At 72.5% G+C, this 21,635-nt stretch carries 18 protein-coding genes; 12 read left to right on the plus strand and 6 right to left on the minus strand.

Annotated features, from left to right (window positions below):
* Window positions 1–78 precede the first annotated feature (78 nt).
* Genes IF28_RS0109625 through IF28_RS0109635 form a run of 3 tightly spaced genes read left to right on the plus strand, consistent with a single transcriptional unit; the run spans window position 79 to window position 3,453 of the window.
* A complete protein-coding gene (locus IF28_RS0109625) occupies window positions 79–2,325 on the plus strand; it encodes an MMPL family transporter (protein WP_030216523.1) in 2,247 nt (748 codons plus the stop codon).
* Window positions 2,303–2,860 carry a GNAT family N-acetyltransferase gene (locus tag IF28_RS0109630; protein WP_030216524.1) on the plus strand — a complete coding sequence of 186 codons (558 nt, stop codon included), beginning with the start codon at window positions 2,303–2,305 and terminating at the stop codon, window positions 2,858–2,860. Before IF28_RS0109625 ends, IF28_RS0109630 begins: the two co-directional genes overlap by 23 nt.
* Window positions 2,861–2,895: 35 nt before the next feature.
* Window positions 2,896–3,453, plus strand: a complete 558-nt coding sequence (locus tag IF28_RS0109635) for a hypothetical protein (RefSeq protein ID WP_030216525.1) — start codon at window positions 2,896–2,898, stop codon at window positions 3,451–3,453.
* Between the two features lie 48 nt (window positions 3,454–3,501).
* On the opposite strand, the gene IF28_RS0109640 is transcribed toward IF28_RS0109635, so the two are convergent.
* The 4 genes from IF28_RS0109640 to IF28_RS0109655 are packed head-to-tail and all read right to left on the minus strand — an operon-like array spanning window position 3,502 to window position 7,744.
* Complete coding sequence (locus IF28_RS0109640) at window positions 3,502–4,458, minus strand: 5-dehydro-4-deoxyglucarate dehydratase (RefSeq protein ID WP_267883055.1); 957 nt, start codon at window positions 4,456–4,458, stop codon at window positions 3,502–3,504.
* A complete protein-coding gene (locus IF28_RS0109645) occupies window positions 4,455–5,438 on the minus strand; it encodes a 2-hydroxyacid dehydrogenase (RefSeq protein ID WP_030216527.1) in 984 nt (327 codons plus the stop codon). Before IF28_RS0109645 ends, IF28_RS0109640 begins: the two co-directional genes overlap by 4 nt.
* A 7-nt stretch (window positions 5,439–5,445) precedes the next feature.
* Window positions 5,446–6,720, minus strand: coding sequence for a glucarate dehydratase family protein (locus tag IF28_RS0109650; protein ID WP_106982029.1), 1,275 nt, complete (start codon window positions 6,718–6,720; stop codon window positions 5,446–5,448).
* A gap of 58 nt (window positions 6,721–6,778) precedes the next feature.
* Entirely contained in the window at window positions 6,779–7,744 is a 966-nt protein-coding gene (locus IF28_RS0109655) for a 2-hydroxyacid dehydrogenase (RefSeq protein ID WP_037892921.1), read from the minus strand.
* A 253-nt stretch (window positions 7,745–7,997) separates the two neighbouring features.
* On the opposite strand from IF28_RS0109655, the gene IF28_RS0109660 reads away from it, so the two are divergent.
* The 8 genes from IF28_RS0109660 to IF28_RS0109700 all read left to right on the plus strand — a co-directional run bounded on the left by IF28_RS0109660 (window position 7,998) and on the right by IF28_RS0109700 (window position 17,938).
* The gene (locus tag IF28_RS0109660; protein WP_234325074.1) at window positions 7,998–9,590 is read left to right on the plus strand and encodes an ABC transporter substrate-binding protein; all 1,593 of its coding nucleotides are present in this window, start codon (window positions 7,998–8,000) and stop codon (window positions 9,588–9,590) included.
* The gene (locus tag IF28_RS0109665) at window positions 9,590–10,519 is read left to right on the plus strand and encodes an ABC transporter permease (protein WP_030216531.1); all 930 of its coding nucleotides are present in this window, start codon (window positions 9,590–9,592) and stop codon (window positions 10,517–10,519) included. The genes IF28_RS0109660 and IF28_RS0109665 overlap by 1 nt, the downstream gene beginning before the upstream one ends.
* Window positions 10,520–10,533: 14 nt before the next feature.
* Window positions 10,534–11,511, plus strand: coding sequence for an ABC transporter permease (locus tag IF28_RS0109670; RefSeq protein ID WP_030216532.1), 978 nt, complete (start codon window positions 10,534–10,536; stop codon window positions 11,509–11,511).
* Entirely contained in the window at window positions 11,508–12,503 is a 996-nt protein-coding gene (locus IF28_RS0109675) for an ABC transporter ATP-binding protein (protein WP_030216533.1), read from the plus strand. The genes IF28_RS0109670 and IF28_RS0109675 overlap by 4 nt, the downstream gene beginning before the upstream one ends.
* Window positions 12,496–13,539, plus strand: coding sequence for an ABC transporter ATP-binding protein (locus tag IF28_RS0109680; protein ID WP_078621016.1), 1,044 nt, complete (start codon window positions 12,496–12,498; stop codon window positions 13,537–13,539). The genes IF28_RS0109675 and IF28_RS0109680 overlap by 8 nt, the downstream gene beginning before the upstream one ends.
* On the plus strand, window positions 13,536–14,258 hold the full coding sequence (locus tag IF28_RS0109685) for a sulfite exporter TauE/SafE family protein (RefSeq protein ID WP_030216535.1): 723 nt from the start codon (window positions 13,536–13,538) through the stop codon (window positions 14,256–14,258). The genes IF28_RS0109680 and IF28_RS0109685 overlap by 4 nt, the downstream gene beginning before the upstream one ends.
* Window positions 14,259–14,655: 397 nt before the next feature.
* On the plus strand, window positions 14,656–17,712 hold the full coding sequence (locus IF28_RS0109695; protein WP_030216537.1) for a helix-turn-helix transcriptional regulator: 3,057 nt from the start codon (window positions 14,656–14,658) through the stop codon (window positions 17,710–17,712).
* 34 nt (window positions 17,713–17,746) lie between these two features.
* The gene (locus tag IF28_RS0109700) at window positions 17,747–17,938 is read left to right on the plus strand and encodes a DUF6191 domain-containing protein (RefSeq protein ID WP_030216538.1); all 192 of its coding nucleotides are present in this window, start codon (window positions 17,747–17,749) and stop codon (window positions 17,936–17,938) included.
* 7 nt (window positions 17,939–17,945) lie between these two features.
* On the opposite strand, the gene IF28_RS0109705 is transcribed toward IF28_RS0109700, so the two are convergent.
* Complete coding sequence (locus tag IF28_RS0109705) at window positions 17,946–19,115, minus strand: PQQ-dependent sugar dehydrogenase (RefSeq protein WP_234325075.1); 1,170 nt, start codon at window positions 19,113–19,115, stop codon at window positions 17,946–17,948.
* Between the two features lie 109 nt (window positions 19,116–19,224).
* Complete coding sequence (locus IF28_RS0109710) at window positions 19,225–20,223, minus strand: aldo/keto reductase (RefSeq protein ID WP_030216540.1); 999 nt, start codon at window positions 20,221–20,223, stop codon at window positions 19,225–19,227.
* Between the two features lie 75 nt (window positions 20,224–20,298).
* Here IF28_RS0109710 and IF28_RS0109715 point away from each other — a divergent pair, with 75 nt between their 5' ends.
* Window positions 20,299–21,252: a 2-hydroxyacid dehydrogenase gene (locus IF28_RS0109715; protein WP_030216541.1), complete on the plus strand. Its 954-nt coding sequence runs from the start codon at window positions 20,299–20,301 to the stop codon at window positions 21,250–21,252.
* Window positions 21,253–21,635: the final 383 nt, after the last annotated feature.

Below are 21,635 nucleotides of genomic sequence, written 5' to 3' on the forward strand. Positions count from 1 at the left end.
CGTTCTTTGCGGGCTGTTCCGTCATCCTCGGCTGTTCCCGGTCAAAGATCCACACCGAGTCACTACGGGAGCACATTCGTGGCAGCCCTCGCTCGCTGGTGTGTCCAACGCCGTCCCTTCACCGTTCTGCTCTGGCTTCTGGCCCTCATCGGGATATCCGCCGGCGCGTTCCTCGCCGGCTCCGCCTACTCGAACGACTACAAGGTGCCCGGCACCGAGTCGGGGCGGGCCACCGAGCTGCTGAAGGAGGGCTTCCCGGATCTCGGCGGCGACAGCGACAACGTGGTCTGGCACACCACGTCCGGCAGCGTCCGCGACAGCGGCGTCGAGCAGAGCATGACCCGCACCCTGGACCGTATCGAGGAGCTGCCCGGCGTCGCCGTGGTCAGCGGCCCGTACGACGACCACGGCGCCGGCCGGGTCAGCGCGGACGGCCTCACCGCCTACGCCACCGTCACCTTCGACGCCCAGTCCAAGGACATCGACGCGGGCCAGGCCGCCGAGGTGGTGAAGACGGCCAAGGCCGCCGAGACCGACGGACTCGAGGTCGAGCTGAGCGGCGGCGCCGTAGAGCTCAGCGAGTCCGCCGGCGGACACACGGCCGAGATCGTCGGTGTGCTGGTCGCCGCCGTCGTCCTGTTCCTCGCCTTCGGCTCGTTCGCCGCGTCCCTGCTGCCCATCGCCACCGCCCTGGTCGGCGTCGGTACGGCCTACGCCGGGATCGTGCTGCTCGGTCACGTCATGACCGTCGCCGACTTCGCGCCCATGCTCGGCATGCTGATCGGGCTCGGCGTCGGCATCGACTACGCCCTGTTCATCGTCACCCGGCACCGGCGCGGACTGAAACGCGGCCTGAGCGTCACCGAGGCCGCCGTCAACGCCGTCGCCACCACCGGACGGGCGGTCGTCTTCGCGGGCGCCACCGTCTGCATAGCCCTGCTGGGCATGCTCATCCTGCGGCTGAACTTCCTCAACGGCGTCGCCGTCGCCGCCTCGCTCACCGTCGTCCTGACGGTCGCCGCCTCCGTCACCCTGCTGCCCGCCCTGCTGTCGTTCATCGGCATGCGCGCGCTCAGCCGCAGGGAGCGGCGCCGGCTGGTGGAGCACGGGCCGGAGCCGGAGCTGCCGACCGGGCTCGCCGCCCGCTGGTCGGCGTTCGTCGAGCGCCACCCCAAGCTGCTCGGTGCCGTCGCGGTCGTCGTCATGGCCGTCCTCGCGCTGCCCACGCTCTCCCTCCACCTCGGTACCTCCGACCAGGGCAACGACCCCAAGGCGTCCACCACACGCCAGGCCTACGACCTCCTCGCCGACGGCTTCGGCCCCGGGGTGAACGGCCCCCTCACCCTGGTCACCCACGTCGACGGAGCGCAGGACCGGCTCGCGCTGGACAACCTCGACGCCACCCTGCGCGGCACCGAGGGCGTCGCGTCCGTGTCGCCCGCGACCTACGGCGCCGGGGGCGACACCGCGTACCTCACCGTCGTACCGGAGTCGTCGCCGCAGTCGAAGCAGACCAGTGACCTCGTCGACCGGCTGCGGGACGACGTGCTGCCGCGGGCGGAGTCGGGCACCTCGCTCGATGTGCACGTCGGCGGCGTCACGGCGGGATACGACGACTTCGCCGACGTCATCGTGCAGAAGCTGCCGCTGTTCGTCGGTGTGGTGATCGGACTGGGCTGTCTGCTGCTTCTGCTGGCCTTCCGCTCGATCGGCATACCGCTCAAGGCCGCCGCGATGAACGTGGCCGCCGTCGCCGCCGCCTTCGGTGTCGTCGTCGCGATCTTCCAGTGGGGCTGGGGCAGCGAACTGCTCGGCCTCGGCAGCGCGGGCCCCATCGAACCCTTCCTGCCCGTGATCATGGTGTCGGTCCTCTTCGGGCTCTCCATGGACTACCAGGTCTTCCTGGTCAGCCGGATGTACGAGGAATGGCTGGAGACCGGCGACAACCGGCGGTCCGTCCGGGTCGGCCTCGCGGAGACCGGCAGGGTGATCAACTCGGCCGCCGTGATCATGATCTCGGTCTTCCTGGCCTTCGTCCTCAGCGGCGACCGCGTGATCGCCATGTTCGGCATCGCGCTCGCCGCGGCCGTCGCCCTCGACGCCTTCGTCCTGCGCACCCTGCTCGTGCCCGCGCTGATGCACCTCCTCGGCAGCGCCAACTGGTGGCTGCCGGGCTGGCTGGACCGGATCCTGCCCCGGATCAGCATCGAGCCGCCCGAGGCCCGTGCCGCCCATGAGAGGCTGGCCGCCGCCACGGACGCCGGCGTGGCGGACGTGCTGGCCGAAGAGGAGCAGCAGCGGGATGTACGCGATACGACTGGGTGACGACGGAGCCGAACTGCGCCCGCTGGAGCCCTGGCACGCGGAGGAGTACCTGGCCCATCTGGACCGGGGCCGGGAGTTCATCAACCAGTACGTCCCCTTCGGCTCCCGGGTCACGGACGTGGCCGGTGCCCGGGAGGTGCTCCAGCGGTACGCCGACTGGCGCGCCGCGGACACGGCCTCCCTGCACGGGATCTGGCTGGACGGCACGCTCCTCGGCGGGGTGCTCACCCTGAACTTCGACGCCGCGGGCGGCAACTGCGAGGTCGGCTGCTGGCTGGAGCCCGCCGCCACCGGGCGCGGGCTCATCACCCGCGCGATGCGGATCCTCATCGACTGGGCGGTCGAGCAGCGCGGCATCCACCGGGTCGAATGGGTCGCGGCGGCCGGGAACGTGAAGAGCATCGCCGTCGCCCGCCGGCTCGGCATGACCCGGGACGGGGTGCGCCGGGAGGCCCAGCTCCATCACGGCGTACGCCATGACCTGGAGGTGTGGTCGGTGCTGGCCCCGGAGTGGCGCGCGCGCGACGATCATTAAGCGGACTCTCAGACGACGTCCGTACGGTGCCGGGCATGGGAACCAAGACAGTGGACGAGACCGCAGCCGGGACCGGAGCCGAAACCGGAACCGAGCACGACGAGACAGCGGTGGACGCCACCGGAACCGAGCCCGATACGACGACGGACGCCTCACAGGACGGTCCCGGCGCCTCCGGGACCGAGGAGGAGACCCCTTCCGGTGTCGGACAGGGTGCCGCCGCCGTGGTCTCCGTCGCCCTCGGCCTCGTCTCGCTCACCGGGAGCTGGGTCGGCACCGTGGCCGCCGCCCGCGAGACCCTCGTCGGCCAGCTGGAGACGGCCGCCGACGCCGGTGTGGCGACCCAGGTCAAGGAGGTGTACGGCGACGCCTGGCAGACCAGCGCCCTGTGGGGCGGCCTGTTCGCGCTGACCGCGCTGATCGTCGGCGTGGTGGTGCTGGCGCGGCCCGCCTTCGGGACGCCCGGCCGGACGGTCCAGGCGCCCTGGATCAAGTCGGTCGCCTGGGCGGGTGTGTCGCTCGGCGTCGTCGGGCTGCTGCTGGCGGTCCTCAAGTACACCGACGTACTGCTGGGACTGCCGGCCACCGGCTGATCCGCACACGCGTGAGGGGGGTCTCCCGGGACCCCCCTCACGCGTGTGTCAGGAGGCCAGTACCGCGCGTGCCTCCGCGAGGATGGCCGCCAGCTCCTCGGTCTCCGGCGCGGTGAGCGGCGTCAGCGGCGGGCGGACCGGTCCGGCGTCCAGGCCCTCCAGGGTGACCCCGGCCTTCACCAGCGCCACCGCGTACCCGGGAACCCGCTGGCGCAGCCGGACCAGGGGGTGGAAGAAGGTGCGCTGCAGCGCGTCGATCCGCTTCTGGTCGCCCGCCTGCACCGCGCGGTGGAAGGCGAGGGAGACGTCGGGCGCGAACGCGAAGGCGGCCGAGGAGTACAGCTCCACCCCGAGCGCCCGGTAGGCGGGCTGGCTCGCCTCGGCGGTGGGCATGCCGTTGAAGAACTGGAACTCCTTGCCGGTCCCGTCGAGCGCCTCGTTCACGGCGGGGATGATCCGCGCGAGGAGATCGAGGTCGCCGGTGCCGTCCTTGAAGCCGACGACCGTGGGCAGCTGGGCGATCGCCGCCGCCGAGCGCTCGTCGAAGCGCGCGTTCGCCCGGTTGTAGACGATCAGCGGCAGTCCGGTCTCGCCGGCCACCTCACGGGTGTAGGCGACGAGGCCTTCGGCGGTGGACTCGACCAGGTACGGCGGCATCAGCAGCAGGCCGTCCGCACCCGCCTCCGCGGCCGCCCGCGCCAGCCGGCGGGCCTGGCCGAGCGCGCCGCCGGCCCCCGCGTACACCGGGACGCGCCCGGCCACGGCCTCCACGGCGGTACGGACGACCGCGCCGTACTCCTCGTGGTCCAGGGCGTGGAACTCGCCGGTGCCGCAGGCGACGAACACTCCGCCCGGGCCGGCGTCGACCCGGCCCGCGATGTGCCGGCGCAGGGCGTCGAGGTCGACGTCACCGGACTCGGTGAACGGGGTGACGGGGAAGAAGAGAACGCCTTCGAGCATGGGTGCTTTCCTACTCTGGGTGAGGGACGGGAGGAGTGTCGTCAGTGGTCGGGGAAGGGAGCGCGCACCACGTGGGTGAGCGCGTCCCCCCGCTCCAGCCGGTCGATGTTCGCGGCGATCTCTTCCGCGCGAGCGGCGAAGGTGTCGGCCGTGTGGCCCGAGTGGTGCGGGGTCATCAGTACGTTGGGCAGGTCCCGGAAGGGCAGCCGGCTCGGCGCGTCGGGCGGTCCCGCCCACCACACGTCCAGCGCGGCGCCCGCGATCGTGCCGGAGCTCAGCGCCTCGTACAGGGCCTCCTCCTGGACGACCGGTCCGCGGGCGACATTGACCAGCAGCGCCTTGGGCCCCATGGCCTTCAGTTCGGCGGGGCCGATCAGTCCGCGGGTGGCGGGGGTGAGCGGGACGGTGACCACGACGATGTCGGAGTCGGCGAGGAGGTCCGGGAGCTGTTCGTCGCCGCCGATCCAGTCGGGCCGCAGACCGGTGGGAAAGGGGGCGGTGGGGTCGCGCCGTACGGCGCGGACGCGCAGGCCCACGGCCTGGCACAGCCGGGCGACCTCGGTGCCGGTCTCGCCGAAGCCGACGATGCCGACCCGGCGGCCCTCCAGGGTGGTCCCGAACGGCAGCGCGGGGTCGACCGCCACATTGCGCCACCGCCCGGCGCGCAGGGCACGGTCGGCGCCCAGGACGTCGCGGGAGAGCATCAGGACCGACATCAGCACATGCTCGGCGATGGAACGGCCGTGGTGGTGGGTGGTGGCGACCGTCACCCCGGGGTGGAGCGCGTCCAGCGGGATGCCGTCGTAGCCGGCGCCCACGACGTGGACCAGCCGCAGGCGCTTCGCGCGCCGGGCGTCCTCGGGGGTCAGCTTCGAGCCGACGTAGACGTCGATGTCACCGACGGCCTCGGAGAGTTGTGCGGCGTCCAGGTCGAAGGCCTCCAGCCATGCGTGGTCGCCCCGGGTGGACGCCTTGAGCCGGTCGTGGAAGCGGCCGAGGATGCGGTGGTTCAGCATGACGCGCATCGGGCGGTCACCACCTGGGGGTCTCGGTCGGGAAGGACGGTTCGAAACGGCGCATGTAGCCGGTGTCGTCGCGGTCGCGCAGTCCGCAGTCGAGGTACTGCCGGTGCAGCCGCGCGAGGGCGTCCCGGTCCAGTTCCACACCGAGGCCCGGAGCCGTCGGTACGGCGAGCCGGCCCTCGGTGAACCGCAGCGGCGCGGGGTCGACGACGTCCTCGTCGGGCCGTTTCCAGGGCCAGTGCGTGTCGCAGGCGTAGGTGAGCCGCGGGGTCGCGGCGGCCAGATGGGTCATGGCCGCGAGGCTGACGCCGAGATGCGAGTTGGAGTGCATCGACAGACCCAGGCCGAAGGTCTCGCAGATCGCGGCGAGCTGTCCGCAGCGCCGCAGCCCGCCCCAGAAGTGATGGTCGGACAGGACGATGCCCACCGCGCCCTCGGACACCGCCGGGGCGAGGTCGTCGAAGGAGACCACGCACATGTTGGTCGCCAGCGGGGTCGAGGTGCCGCGGGCCACGGCGGCCATGCCCCCGATGCCCTCGGTCGGGTCCTCCAGATACTGCAGGACGCCGTCCAGCTCCCGGGCGACGCGCAGTGACGTCTGCGTACTCCATGCCGCGTTCGGGTCGAGGCGCAGGGGGAGTTCGGGGAACGCCTCGCGCAGCGCCCTGATCGCGGCGATCTCCTCGTCGGGCGGGAAGACACCGCCCTTGAGCTTGATGGAGGTGAAGCCGTAGGTGCCGATCATGCGGCGGGCCTGTTCGACCAGCCCCGCCGGGTCCAGGGCCGGACCCCAGTCGTCGTCCTCCTGGCCGGGGTGGCCGGCCCACTTGTAGAAGAGGTACGCGCTGTACGGCACCGAGTCGCGCACCGCCCCGCCCAGCAGATCACTGACCGGGCGGCCGACCAGCTTGCCCTGGATGTCCAGGCAGGCCACGTCGAACGGGGACATCACCCGGTCCACGGTGCTGCTGCCCGTGACCATGCCGGACATGCCGTCGCCGCCGCCGGTGTCTTTGCCGAGGGCGCGGGAGGTACGGGCGATCAGGTCGTTGAGGCTCCAGACGTCCATGCCGGTCAGGGCGTCGGCGGCCCGCCGCAGCCGCTCCAGATGCACCGTGCCGCCGTATGTCTCGCCGAGGCCGCTGACACCCGACTCGGTGGTGATCTCCACGATGGTGCGCAGCGCGTAGGGCTCGTGCACCCCGACCGTGTTCAGCAAGGGGTAGTCCCGGAAGGCCACGGGGGTCACGGTGACGGCGGCGATCCGCTCTGAGGTCCGAACCATGAATGCCATCCTCATATGTAGTCGGCGTTCTCATTTGTAGACAGCCGGGTGAGGGATGTCAATGGGCGGCCCCCGGGACGGGGGTGAGCAGGACCCCCTCGGTGAGGAACCGCTCCACATTGCGCAGCGCCAGGTCACCCATGGCCGCTCGGGTCTCCCGGGTGGCGCTGGCGATGTGCGGGAGCAGAACCACCCGGTCCGAGTCCAGGAGCGCCGACGGCACGTTCGGTTCGTCGGCGAAGACGTCGAGCGCCGCTCCGGCGATCCGCCCCTCCTTCACGGCCGTGACCAGGGCGGATTCATCGACCACACTGCCGCGTGCGACGTTCACCAGATGGCCCCGGGGGCCGAGCGCGTCCAGTACCGCGGCGTCGACCAGACCCTCCGTGCCCGCGCCTCCCGCGACGGTGACGACCAGCGCGTCGCACGCCCCGGCCAGTTCCCGCACGGTCGGCAGACGGCGGTACGCGACACCGGGCACCGGCGTGCGCGAGCAGTACGACACCTCCACACCGAACCCCTCGAGCCGACGCGCCACCGCACGGCCGATCCGGCCCAGTCCGAGGACGCCGACCCGCTTCCCGCTCACCCGCGTGGCCAGCGGAAACGCCGCCGTGCTCCACTCGCCGGCCCGCACGAAACGGTCGGCCGCCGAGAGCCGGCGCATCACGTCGATCAGCGCGCCGACCGCCAGGTCCGCCACGCAGTCGGTGAGCACGTCCGGGGTGTTGCTCACGTCGATGCCGCGCGCCCGGGCGCGGGCCACGTCCGTGGTCTCGTACCCGACGCCGAAGTGCACGATCGCGCCCAGCCGCGGCAGCGCGTCCATCAGTTCGTCGCCGACCCCGAAGCGCGCGCTGGTCACGGCGGCGACCACGTCCCCGCCCCGCTCGCGCAGGAAACGCTCCGGGTCGGGCAGTTCGTGCAGCCGTACCGTGCGGTGGCGTTCGGCGAGGGCCCGCTCCAGGTCGGGGAGGAGCGGGGACACCTGCAGCACGGTGGGGGTGGTGCGGGGACTGGCCATGGTGTTCTCCTGTTCTTCGGCGCATACCGGAATGTGGCGCTCCGCCCGCTGCCGGGAGCTCGGGAGGTGTCGGCGAGGTGTCCGGGCGGGGAGGGCCGTACGGATCCGTTCCTGCGCATGTCTTGACGCTGCCACGGTGCCGGTTTAGCTTCGGCGTTCACAGATGCGGACCGAGTACGCAAGTGTAGACAGCCTCTCGCAGTCGACGTACGTGGAACGCGACACACCAGCACCTACCGGAGACAGGCCGACGATGAAGTTCTCCGTTTCCTCCACCCCGCCCACCGGGCGACGGCGGTACCGCGCGACCACGGCGACGCTCCTGGCGGGCACGGTGCTGCTGGCCAGTGGCTGCGCCGTGGCGGGCAGCGCCGCCGGTGACGCCGGCCGTGCCGACGGCCGCACCCTGCGCGTGGTGCTCACCCAGGAACCACCGACCCTGGAACCCTGCGAGGCCTCGCTGACCGGCACCGGCGTCGTCGTCCGGTCCAACATCACCGAGCCCCTCGTCGAACGCGACCCCGACTCCGGCGAACTGCACCCCCTGCTCGCCACCGGCTGGAAACAGCGCGACGACCGCACCTGGACCTTCGACATGCGCGAGGGGGTGACCTTCCAGAACGGCGAGCCCTTCACCGCCGAGGACGCCGCCTTCTCCATCGACCGGGCGGTCAACTCCGACCTCGCCTGCAACGTCGAGGGCTATGTCTTCGGCGACGAGGACCTGAAGGTGACGGCGGAGAGCGACACCCGGCTGACCGTCACCACCGAGCAGCCCGACCCGATCCTGCCGCTGCGCCTGAGCTTCGTGGAGATCGTGCCGCGCACCACGAACGCCGACGCCAAGGTCCGTATCCCGGTCGGCACCGGCCCCTACGCCGTCGCCTCCTGGCAGCCCGGAGCGGCCATCAACCTCAGCCGCTACGACGACTACTGGGGCGACGCCCCCGACTTCCCCCGCGCCCGCTACGTCTGGCGCAGCGACGCCAGCGTCCGCGCCGCCATGATCGACAAGGGGGAGGCGGAGATCGCCGTGGCGCTCGACCCCGTCGAGGCCGAGAAGGACACCACGGTCGCCTTCCCCAACAACGAGACCACCGCGCTGCGGCTGGACGGCCGCGAAGCCCCGCTCGACGACATCCGCGTACGCCGCGCCGTCGACCTGGCCGTGGACCGGGACGGCATCATCGACGCCCTGCTCGGCGGACTCGCCGAACCGGCCGGACAACTGGTCCCGCCCGGAGTGGTCGGACACAACGAGGAGATCGAACCGACCCCGCAGAACGTGAAAGAGGCCACGGCCCTGATCGACGAGGCCGAGGCCGACGGCGTACCCGTCGACCGGCAGATCACCCTCGTCGCCCGCAACGGCATGTTCGCCGGGGTGTCCGAGACGGCCGAGGCACTCCAGTACCAGATGCAGAAGATCGGACTGAACGTCAAGGTCCGGATGGCGGACACCGCCACCCAGCTCCAGTACCAGCTCCGGCCGCTGCCCGAGGACGTCGGGCCCATCGCCCTGCTGATCATGCACGGCAACCAGGCCGGTGACGCGGCCTTCACCACGAGCCAGTACCTGCTCAGCGACGGCCCCCAGTCCACCTTCGGCACCGAGGAGCTCGACCGGCGCATCGCCGACGCCGGCGCACTCTCCGGCGACCAGCGGCAGAAGGCCTTCGCCGACCTGCTCGTGGACCAGAACAGGTCGGTCGTGCAATACGCCCACCTGGCCCATATGAGCGGACTGCTCGGCCTGTCACCGTCCATCCGGTACGAGCCGAACTCCGCCACCGGCGACGAGATGCGGCTGGCAGAGGTCAGCCCGGCGAAGGCGGGACAGCACTGATGATCATCTTTCTGCGCAAACGCATCCTCTCCAGCGCCGTCCCCCTGGTGTGCGTGGTCCTGGGCGTGTTCTTCCTGGCCCGGATGACCGGCAACCCGGTCGACCTCTACCTCCCGCTCAGCGCCACCGCCGAACAGCGCGCCGAGTTCTCCGCCGCCCAGGGCTTCGACCTCTCCGTCCCGGCCCAGCTGTGGAACTACCTCGTCGACGCCGCCCACCTGGACTTCGGCACCTCGCTGCGGACCGGGCAGTCCGCCACCGAGATGGTGCTCGACGCCTTCCCCGTCACCCTCCAGCTCGCCGGCGTCACCATGCTCCTGGCGATCAGCGGGGCCGTACTGATCGGCAGCCTCGCCGCCTACCGGCCCAACTCCCTGATGGACCGCGTCGCCAGCCTGCTGTCGATGACGGCCGCCAGCATCCCCGACTTCTGGTTCGCCGTCATGGGCGTCCTCGTCTTCGGCGTCAGCCTCGACCTGCTGCCCACCTCCGGCACCCTCGGCGGACCCGAGGTCTGGGTCCTGCCCGTCGCGACCCTGCTGATCCGCCCCTTCGGCGTGCTCGTCCAGGTGGTGCGCGGCAGCATGGTCGCCGCGCTCTCCGCGCCCTACGTCAAGATCGCCCGCGCCAAGGGCGCCACACCCCGCCGGGTCATCTTCGGCCACGCCCTGCGCAACGCCGTGACCCCCGTCCTCACCGTCGCCGGTGACCTGACCGTGGGCCTGGTCAACGGCGCCGTCATCGTGGAGACGATCTTCGGCTGGCCCGGCATCGGCAAGCTCATGATCGACTCCATCCTCCAGCGCGACTTCGCGGTCCTGCAGGCGGCCGTCCTGATGACCGCCGTGACGATCTTCGCGCTGAACATCCTCGTCGACGTCTGCCATGCGCTGACCGACCCCCGAGTGCGTCAGGCGGTGCCGGCGTGAGCGAAGGAAGCATCATGACCACGGAAGAGCTCCCCGCCGCGGACGGGCGCGAGGACAGCCCGCAGACCGCCCCCGCCCGCAAGGGCCCGCCCCGCTGGTGGCTGCTGCTCGGCCGGGACCGCCCCGCCGCCGTCGCGGCCGTCGTCCTGAGCCTGGTCGTCCTGGTCGCCCTCTTCGGCCGGCTGTTCATCGGCGACCACGCCCAGCGCCAGAACCTCGACGCCTCCCTGCGCGCCCCCTCCCTGGGCGACGGCTTCTACGGACTGCTCGGCACCGACGTCCTCGGACGCAGCGTGCTGGCCCGGCTGATCGACGCGGCGGCGACGACCCTGTCCGTGGCCGTCCCCGCGGTCCTCTGCTCCCTGGTGATCGGGTCGGCGATCGGCCTGTGGGCCGGCTACCACGGGGGCCGCAGGGAAAGCGTCGCCATGCGCGTCGCCGACATCATCCTCAGCTTCCCCTCCCTGCTCATCGCCGTCGTCGTGCTCTACGTCTTCTCGCCCTCCGCGCTCAACATCGTGCTGATCCTCGCCGTGGCCCGGATCCCGGTGTACCTGCGCACCTCCCGCGCGGAGGCGGCCGAGCTGAGAAGCCGTCTGTTCGTCGACGCGGCCCGCACCTTCGGCACCCCGAGCCGGCACATCATCCAGCGGCACATCCTGCCGATCGCCCTGCCCACCCTGCTGACCGTCGCCACCCTTGACTTCTGCTTCGTGATGCTCACCGAGTCCTCGCTGAGCTTCCTCGGCATCGGCATCCAGCCGCCGGACGTCAGCTGGGGCCTGATGGTCGCCCAGGGCCGGCAGTACCTCCAGACCGCCTGGTGGATCACCGTGCTCCCCGGGCTGGCCATCGTCCTCACCACCGTGTCCGCCACGGTCCTCGCCGCCTGGGCCCGCATCGCCACCGACCCCGCCCAGCGCTGGCGGCTGACGCTGCCCCGCAAGCGCCGCGGTGCCTCCGCCGCCGTACCCCCGGAGATGATCCCGTGACGACCACATCCGCCACCGACCCCGCCCTCGACGTCGAAGGGCTGTGCGTCGACCTGAGCACCGCCTCCGGGACCGTGCGCGCCGTGGACGGCGTCAGCTTCAGCGTCCGCCGCGGCCGCACCCTGGCCCTCCTCGGCGAGTCCGGCTGCGGCAAGTCGATGACCGCGCTGTCGGTCGTCGGACTGCTCGACCCCGCCGCCGAGGTGACCGGGGGCGCCGTACGGGTCAGGGGCGAGGACACCCTGCGGCTGAGCGCGGCCGAGCGCCGCAAACTCGCCGGACCCGTGCTGTCGATCGTCTTCCAGGACGCCCTGACCGCCCTCAACCCGGTGCAGCCGGTGGGCCGGCAGATCGGCGAACCGTTCCGCATCCACCGCGGACTCTCCCGGCGCGAGGCGCGGGAGAAGGCCATCGAGCTGATGACCCGCGTCGGCATCCCCGAGCCGAGACAGCGGGCCAAGTCGTACCCGCACCAGTTCTCCGGCGGCATGCGCCAGCGGCTGCTGATCGCGATGGCCGTCGCCCTCGACCCCGACGTCCTCATCGCCGACGAACCCACCACCGCCCTCGACGTCACCGTGCAGGCCCAGATCATGCGGCTGCTGCGGGACCTCCAGGACGAACGGGACATGGCCGTCGTACTGATCACCCACGACCTCGCCGTGGTCGCCCAGCGCGCCGACGACGTCGCCGTCATGTACGCCGGAACGGTCGTCGAACAGGGCACCGTGCGCGAGGTCTTCTCCGCGCCCCGCCACCCCTACACCCGCGGACTGCTCGACTCCGTCCCCGAGGACGCCGAACGCGGACAGCCGCTGCCCGCCGTCCCCGGCAGCCCGCCCGAACTGAGCGCCGTGCCGTCCGGCTGTGTCTTCCAGGCCCGCTGCCCGCTGGTGCGCGAGCGCTGTGTGTCGGAGCGGCCGGTGCTGCGCGCCACCGGCGACGCACGGTCGGCCGCCTGCCACTTCTCCGAGGAGCTCGCCCGTGACTGAGTCCCGCACCACCACCGCGGCCCCCGGGGCCCCGGCCGGGGAGAACCCGCCGCTGCTGGAAGTCAGCGGCGTCACCAAGTCCTTCGGCGGCGGACGCCGCCGGCTGACCGCCCTGGACGGCGTCGACGTACGGCTCGGCCGGGGCGAGACCCTCGGACTCGTCGGCGAGTCCGGCTGCGGCAAGTCCACCCTCGCCCGGGTCCTGCTCGGCCTGGAACGCCCCGACGCCGGCACGGTCCGCTACGACGGTGTCGACCCGTTCGCCCTGCGCGGCAAGGAACTGCTCAACTGGCGGCGCCGCGTCCAGATGGTCTTCCAGGACCCCTTCGCCTCCCTCAACGCCCGAATGTCGGCCGCCGACCTGATCAGCGAGCCCTGGCGCACCCACCCGGACGTCGTCCCCGACGCCAAGGCCCGCGAGAAGCGGATCCGCGAACTCCTGTCCCTGGTCGGACTGCGGGACGGCGACGCCCACCGCTACCCCAACGAGTTCTCCGGCGGACAGCGCCAGCGCATCGGCATCGCCCGCGCGCTCGCCCTCGACCCCGACCTCATCGTCTGCGACGAACCCGTCTCCGCCCTCGACCTGTCCGTGCAGGCCCAGGTCCTCAACGTGCTCTCCGAACTCCAGTCCCGGCTCGGCGTCGCCTACGTCTTCATCTCCCACGACCTGTCCGTGGTGCGGTACATCGCCGACCGCGTGACCGTGATGTACCTCGGCAAGGTCATCGAACACGGCGAGACCGAGGACGTCTTCGACCGGCCGCAGCACCCCTACACCGCCGCGCTGATGTCGGCCGCGCCGGTCCTGGACGCCTCCCGCGCCGCCCACGACCAGGAGATCCAGCTCAAGGGCGAGATCCCCTCACCCTTCGACATCCCCTCCGGCTGCCGCTTCCGCACCCGCTGCTGGCGCGCGCAGGACACGTGCGCCACCGAGGCACCCCCGCTCGTCGTCCGCCCGTCCGAGGGCGCGGGCGACGACCACACCGCCCTGTGCCACTTCCCCCTGGAGGCCCGGTCTGCGTGGGCATGACCGGCACGGAGTTCGCCCTGCTCTCCCTCACGGTGGGCGTCGGCGCGGTGCTCCAGGTGTCCGTGGGCTTCGGCCTCGGCATGATCGCCGCGCCGGTGTTCTCCCTGGTCGACCCCACCCTGGCCCCGACCGTCGTCCTGCTGCTCGCCGCCGGCGTGACGGCGGCGGTCCTGGTGCGCGAACGCGGCTCGGTGGATCTGCGCGGCTGCGGCTGGGCCCTCGTCGGACGGGTCCCGGGCGTGGCCGCCGGAGCCCTGCTCGTGGTGATGCTGCCAGCGAAGTACCTCGCACTGCTCATCGCCGCCGTGGTGCTCACCGGCGTCGCGGTGAGCGCGGCCGGATACGTGCCCCGGGTGCGGCGCTCCTCGGTGTTCCTCGCCGGGATGGCGTCCGGGGTGATGGGCACGGCGACCTCCATCGGGGGCCCGCCGATGGCGATGGTGTGGCAGCGGCTCAGCGGACCCCGACTGCGGGCCACGATGAGCGCGTTCTTCCTGGCGGGCTCACTGATGAGTCTGGTCGCGCTGTCGGCGGCCGGCGCGGTCGGGGCGCACACCCTGCACCGCACGGCGCTGCTCGCACCGGCGGCCGTCGCGGGCGTGCTCCTCGCCGGCCCGCTCACCCGCCGGCTCGACGCCCGCCACACCCGTACGGCGGCCATGGCCCTCGCGGTCGCCGGCGCGGCGGGCCTGGTCGCCCAGCAACTAAGCACCTTCTAAGGCCCCGCCCCGCGCACAAGATACGGCACCCTCCCGATGTGCCGACCCCGCCTTGGAGACGAAGGTGAAGACACCAACCACCGCCTCCTCCAAGGAACCCCGAGATGTTCGAGTACGCCCTCCACCGCCTCCACCACGAAGACCTCCTCCGCCAGGCGGCCGACGAACGCCAGGCCCGGGAAGCCCGCCGCCGATCCGCCCGCAGACCGCGGGCAGTCGTGCCGCTGGGGCGGCACGGGTGGGCGCGACGGCGCCCCGCCGGCGCCGGGCCGCGCGACACCCCCCGCCCAGCCCCGACCCCCGGCACCCGCAAGCACCGCGCCGCGTGACCGCCCCCGGGCCGCACCACACCCCCGCCCACCCGAAAACCGGTGACCCCGCCACCAAGGCGCATGCCATGCTCAACCACGTGGAGACCAAGTCCCTCAGCCCCGTCTTCGTAGGCCGCCGCCCCGAACTCGACACCCTCGACACCGCCCTCACCCGGGCCACCACCGATCCCCAAGCCCTCCTCATCGGCGGCGAGGCCGGCATCGGCAAAACCCGCCTCGTCGAGGAGTTCGCCACCACCGCCCGCCGCCGGGGCGCCATCGTCGCCCTCGGCGGCTGCGTGGAGATCGGCGCCGACGGACTCCCCTTCGCCCCCTTCTCCACCGCCCTGCGCCAACTCCGCCGCGAACTGCCCGGGCAACTCGCCGCCGCCGCCGACGGACAGGAGGAGGAACTCGCCCGCCTCCTCCCCGAACTCGGCACCACCGCCGCCGCCCGAGAGGCCCGCCGGGACGAACAGGGCATGGCCCGCCTCTTCGAGCTCACCGCCCGCCTCCTCGAACGCGTCACCGCCGAACACACCGTCGTCCTCGCCCTGGAGGACCTCCACTGGGCCGACGCCTCCACCCGTCACCTCCTCTCCTACCTCTTCCGCACCCTGCGCACCGGCCGCCTCGTCGTCCTCGCCACCTACCGCTCCGACGACATCCACCGCCGCCACCCCCTGCGCCCCCTCCTCGCCGAACTCGACCGCCTCCGCACGGTCCAGCGCATCGAACTCGGCCGCCTCAACCGCGAGGAGGTCGCCCGGCAGGTCGCCGGCATCATCGCCCGCGAACCCGAACCCGGCCGCGTCGACGACATCTTCGAACGCTCCGACGGCAACGCCTTCTTCGTCGAGGAACTCGCCGTCGCCGCCGACGAGGGCTGCCGCACCGGACTCACCGACTCCCTGCGCGACCTCCTCCTCGTCCGGGTCGAGCGCCTGTCGGAGAGCGCCCAGCGGGTCGCCCGGATCGTCGCCGAGGGCGGCTCCACCGTCGAGGACCGGCTGCTCGCCGCCGTCGCCGGGCTCGGCGAGGACGACCTCATCGAGGCCCTGCGCGCCGCCGTGAACGCCAGCATCCTCGCCCCCGCCCCCGACCGGGACGGCTACCGCTTCCGCCACTCCCTGGTCCGCGAAGCCGTCAGCGACGACCTGCTGCCCGGCGAACGCTCCCGCCTCAACCGCCGCTACGCCGAGGCCCTGGAGGCCGACCCCGCCCTCGTCCCCGCCGACGAGCGCGTCACCCGCCTGGCCAGCTACTGGTACCACGCCCACGACGCGGCCAAGGCCCTCCCCGCCGTCCTCGACGCCTCCGTCGAGGCCCGCCGGCGCCACGCCTACTCCGAACAACTCGGGCTGCTGGAACGGGCCATGGAACTCTGGGACGCCGTCCCCGACACCGTACGGGCCACCCTGCGCCCCCTCGACTACGCCGAGGCCTACCCTCCCTGCGGCTGCGACCCCGAGACGACGCCGCTGCGCTATCTCGACCTGATGGCCGAAGCCGCCGTCGCCGGCCGCCTCTGCGGGGAACGCGAACGCTCCCTGAAGATCACCAAACGGGCGCTGCGCCTCCTCGAGGAGGACCCGGACCCCCTGCGCGCCGCCTGGTTCTGGGTACAGCGCTCCCGGATCACCCAGTCCCTCGCCCGCGGTGACGGCTGGGCCGAACTCGGCACCGCACAGGCCCTGGTGCGCGGACTGCCCCCGTCCGAGGTGCACGCCGAGGTCCTCGCCTCCGCCGCCAGCTGGTCCATGCTGCACGAACCCGGGCCGGACGCCATGGCCGCCGCCGAACGCGCCGTCGAGTACGCCCGCATGGTCGGCGCCCACGACATCGAACTCAACGCCCGGCTCACCCTCGGCAGCCTCGTCGTCGACGCCGGCGACATCGACACCGGGCTCACCGGGATGTACGAGGTCAAGGAAGGGGCGACCGAACTGGGCGTGGACATGGTGCTGGCCCGCGCCTATGTGAACCTCCCGTCCGTCCTCGAAGGCGTCGGCCGATCCGAGGAGGCCGCGCGGCTCCTCCAGGAAGGCGTCCACGTCACCCGCAGGCTCGGTCTGCTGGACTCCGAGGGCTGGGTGTGGGGCAACCTCGCCGAGTCCCTCCACTCCCTCGGCCGCTGGGACGAGGCGGCGCGCGCCGCGGCCAGCGCGCACCGGCTGGGACAGAGCGCCAAACCGCGCGCCGGCGGTTCCGTGCGGCTGGCACACCTCGCATACGACCGCGGGGACATGGACGAGGCGGCCCGCCGGCTCGCCGACGCCCGCACCTTCTTCGGCACCCACGACCCGATGCCGCAGTACGCCCTCCCCATGACATGGGTCGCCCTCGGGATAGCCGCCGCCGAGGGCCGGCTCCCCGACGCCCGTGCCGAACTGCTCACCACCCTCGACAACGGACTCCCGCCCGGAACCCAGCGCTACGGCTGGCCCCTCCTGCTCGCCGCCACGACCGCCGAGGCCGACGCGCACGGCTCCCCGGCGACCGCACCCGGCCGCCCGGAGATCCTGGAACGCATCCGCAAGGCCGCCAAGACCCTGGCGACCGGCGTGCCCGTATGGCAGGCCCACGACGCATGGCTGCGCGCCGAGCTGCTGCGGGCCGAGGGCAGGACCGACCCGGACGCCTGGTCCACCGCCGTCGAAGCCTTCGAGCCACTGGAGCGGCCCTTCGACCTCGCACGCGTCCGGTTCCGGCTCGCCGAGGCACTGCTCGCCTCCGGCGCCGGCGACGACGAACGCGCCCGCGCCACCGAACTGCTGCGGCTGGTGACCGCCGTCGCCGGCCATCTCGGCGCCGCACCGCTGGCCCGCTCCGCCACGCTCCTGGCACAGCGCGCCCGCCTCGCACTGGCGCCCGCCCGCCGCGAGCAGGCTACCGCCGACCCGGCCGAATCGCTCGGCCTCACCAGCCGGGAGCGCGACGTCCTGCGCCTGGTGGCCGCAGGCCACACCAACCGCCGTATCGCCGAGGAACTGTTCATCTCCCCGAAGACGGCCAGCGTCCACGTCTCCAACATCCTCGCCAAACTGGGCGTCTCCGGCCGGGGCGAGGCGGCGGCCGTCGCACACCGGCTCGGCCTGTTCCCGACGACGCAGACGCGTGAACGGCGCGGCGCGGGACACTAGCCGTACGACCCATTCGTCCCGGGGAAGGGAAGCGATGTTCAACGCCTTCGAGGAACTGTTCGCACCCGGCCGTAAACACACCCGGGACGAGCGGAAACGTCTGGAGCTGAGCCGGCAGGACGTCGGCGACGCCGACCCCGGACGCGGGCCGATAGACCTCGCGTCCGGAAAGGTCACCGTGCGCCCGCCGGCCACTCCGGAGGAGGAACCCGGCGAAGAGACCTGAGCGCCGGCTAGCTCACCTCCAGCTCCAGGATGCGGTCGTCGTCCTCCTTCGGGTCGCCGCGCCCGTCCGTGTTGCTGGTGACCAGCCAGAGCTTGTTCTTGCCCGCCGGGGCCACCGTGCGCAGCCGGCCGTACTCCTCCTCCAGGAAGGCCTGCGGGTCCGCCGACGCCTCGGTGCCCTTGAGGGGTATGCGCCACAGCCGCTCGCCGCCCAGGCCCGCCATCCAGATGGAGCCCGCGGCGTAGGCGATACCGCTGGGGGAGGCCTCGTCCGTGGTCCACTGGTCGACCGGGTTGTGGAAGCCGCCGTCGTCCGACTCGCCCTCCGCCTCCGGCCAGCCGTAGTTGTCACCCGGCTTGATCGCGTTCAGCTCGTCCCAGGTGTCCTGGCCGAACTCCGAGGCGAACAGCCGCTGTTTGCCGTCCCAGGCCAGCCCCTGCACATTGCGGTGCCCGTACGAGTACACCGGGGAGTCCGGGAACGGGTTGCCCGGCGCCGGCTCGCCGTCCGGGGTCAGCCGCAGGATCTTGCCGCCCAGGGACTCCTTGTCCTGGGACAGACCCGTGTCACCGCTCTCGCCCGTGCCCGCGTACAGCATCCTGTCCGGGCCGAACGCGATCCGGCCGCCGTTGTGGATCATCCCCTTGGGGATGCCCCGGAACACCGTGTCCGGCGCTCCCAGCTGCTCACCGGCCGGTTTCCCCTCGTCGTAGATCATGCGGACGATGCGGTTGTCGGAGGCCGAGGTGAAGTAGGCGTAGACCATGTGGTCCGACGCGTACTCGGGCGAGAGGGCGATACCGAGCAGGCCGCCCTCGCCCGACGGGGAGACCCCGGGCACCTCGCCCAGCTCGGTCTTCTCGCCGGTCCTCCCGTCGACCCGGGTGATCGTCGCCTCGTCCCGCGAGGACACCAGCAGGTCGCCGTCGGCCAGCGGGGCCAGGCCCCAGGGGGTGCTCAGGCCCGTGGCGACCGTACGCGCCACCTTCACCGAGCCCTTCGCGGGTGGTGTCTCCTCCGGGGAACCCTCCGGCGACGACGAGCCGGCAGCCGTCCCGGTGGGTGTGGCGGTGGCGCTGCCGTCCTCGCCCGGCGGTCCCCCGTCGCCGGAGGAGCAGCCGGCGGTCAGCAGGAGCGCGGCGGCGGCCAGTACGGCCGACACGGCTCGTCGTTGCACGATCTCGTCCCTTCGACGCGGCGGTTCTACCTGTCATACACCGCTCGCGCCTCCCAGGTTCCCGATCCCGCAACCTCGAACCCCGGGCCCACCGTCCACGAGGCCGCGCTCAGTCCCAGGACCCCTGTGCCGCGGGCAGTTCCGCGATCTCCGCGACGTCGCGTCCCGTCAGCCGCAGACCCGCCGCCGCCGCGTTCTCCGTGACCCAGCGCTCCTGCTTGGCGCCGGGGACCGGGATCACCTGGCGGCCCCGGCCCAGTACCCAGGCCAACGCCACCTGTGCCGGGGTGACGTGGTCGCCGTGGCGGCGGGCGACGCGGCGCAGGCCGACCACGAGGGGCTGGTTCGCGGCCATCATCTCGGCCGTGAAGCGCGGGTGCCGGGCGCGCGGATCGTCCGCCTCGAACCCCACGCCCGGTGTCAGCGTCCCGGTCAGGAAGCCGTTGCCCAGCGGCATCGCCGCCAGGAACCCGACCCCGCGAGACTCGCACCACGGCAGCAGCGTCTCCAGCGCCTCCGGCGACCACACCGACAGCTCCGCCTCCACCGCGCTCACCGGGAAGACCTGCTGCACCCGCTCCAGCTGCCGCACCGTCGCGTCGTGCAGCCGGGCCCCCGGCCGCCGGGACGCGCGCGCCCCCACCGCGCACAGCCCCAACGCCCGTACCTTCCCCGCCCGTACGAGCTCCGCCATCGCGCCCCAGGTCTCCTCCACCGGGACCTCCGGATCGGCGCGGTGCAGCTGGTACAGGTCGATGACATCGGTCCCCAGCCGGCGCAGCGACGCGTCGCAGGCCCTTCTCACGTACCCGGGGCGGCCGTTGGCCACGATGTGCTGGTCACCCACCAGCAGACCGACCTTCGTGGACACGAACGCGTCGGAGCGCCGCTCCTTCAACACCCGGCCGAGCAGCAGCTCGTTGGTGAACGGGCCGTACATGTCGGCGGTGTCGAGAAGTGTCGAGCCCAGGTCCAGCGCCCGGTGCACCGCCCTGAGCGACTCCTCGCCACGCTGCCGCGACGTGCTGTACGCCCAGCTCATCGGCATGCACCCGAGTCCGACGGCGCCCACCGCGAGCGCCCCCGCGCCGATCGTCCTGCGCTCCACCTGCTCGTGACCCTCCCTCTCCGGCCCCCCAACCTAACCTCTGCCGTTCCGCACATCTGAACTAGCCTCCGGACCATGACCACTGCTGACGTATGGCTTCCCATCCCGCCGGACGAGATCGAGGGTCTTCCCGAGGGGCCGCGCTACCGCCACTGGGACGGGGCCGACGAGTTCCCCGCCGACCCGGCCGACTGCGGCTTCTACGTCGTGCCCTACATGAAGCCCCCGGGCGTCGGCATCCGCCCGCTGCCGCTGATGCGCTCCGTCCGCGTCGTACAGACCCTGTCGGCCGGCACCGACCATGTGGAGCCAGGCCTGAAGGACCTGCCCGCGGGTGTCCGGCTGTGCAACGCGCGCGGAGTGCACGAGGCCAGCACCGCCGAACTCACCCTCGCGCTGATCCTCGCCTCCCTGCGCGGCATCCCCGACTTCGTGCGGGCACAGGACAAGGGCGAGTGGCGCGGCGGGTTCCGACCCGCGCTCGCCGACAGGAACGTGCTCATCGTGGGGTACGGCTCGATCGGCGCCGCCATCGAGGACCGGCTCGTTCCGTTCGAGCTCGCGCGGGTGGCGCGCGTCGCGCGCTCCGCACGCACCACGGAGCGCGGGCCGGTGCACCCGCTCACCGAACTGCCCGCCCTGCTCCCCGAGGCGGACGTCGTCGTCCTGTCCACCCCGCTGACCGAGACCACCCGGCACCTCGTGGACGCCGGTTTCCTGGCCCGTATGAAGGACGGCGCCCTGCTGGTCAACGTGGCCCGCGGCGGGGTCGTCGACACCAAGGCGCTGCTCACCGAGGTGGAGAGCGGCCGCATCACCGCGGCCCTCGACGTCACCGATCCCGAACCCCTGCCGTCGGAGCATCCGCTGTGGCGGGCCCCGGGCGTCCTCGTCACCCCGCACGTCGGCGGGCCCACCTCCGCCTTCCGCCCGCGCGCCGAGCGGCTGCTGGTCAATCAGTTGCGCCGTTACCTGAACCAGGAGGAGCCCGGGAACGTGGTCCTGGTGACGGGAGCGGAGGCCCGGTAGTCCGCTTCGGGTACCGTCCGCGTTTCCCCGGGCGCGGTGGGTACTCATCTATCCAGTGATCGTTACGGAGCGTAGAGAACCTATGTCCCTGAGTGACGATCCTGGTGTATCGTCCCGACAGGGGCTGCGCCGCCGACCAACGGCGCAGGGGCAGGAACACTGCGGACAGTGAGGGGGGCGACGGACGATGCACGGCCTGTGGACGAGCGATCCGACGCGGCGGAGCCGTCGGCGACGACCATGTCGCACGACCGCGCGCAGCCGCGGGCACCACGGCGGCCACCACACCAGGCGCGGCGGCCCCGACCCCGGTCCCGGCCGCCACCCCCACGGGTACGGCGGTCGCCGAAGGCACGCCCGCCCGGTGCACCGGAGGCCGAAGG

This window comes from Streptomyces sp. NRRL WC-3626, assembly GCF_000718785.1.
In the GTDB taxonomy this organism is placed as follows: Bacteria; Actinomycetota; Actinomycetes; order Streptomycetales; family Streptomycetaceae; genus Streptomyces; species Streptomyces edwardsiae.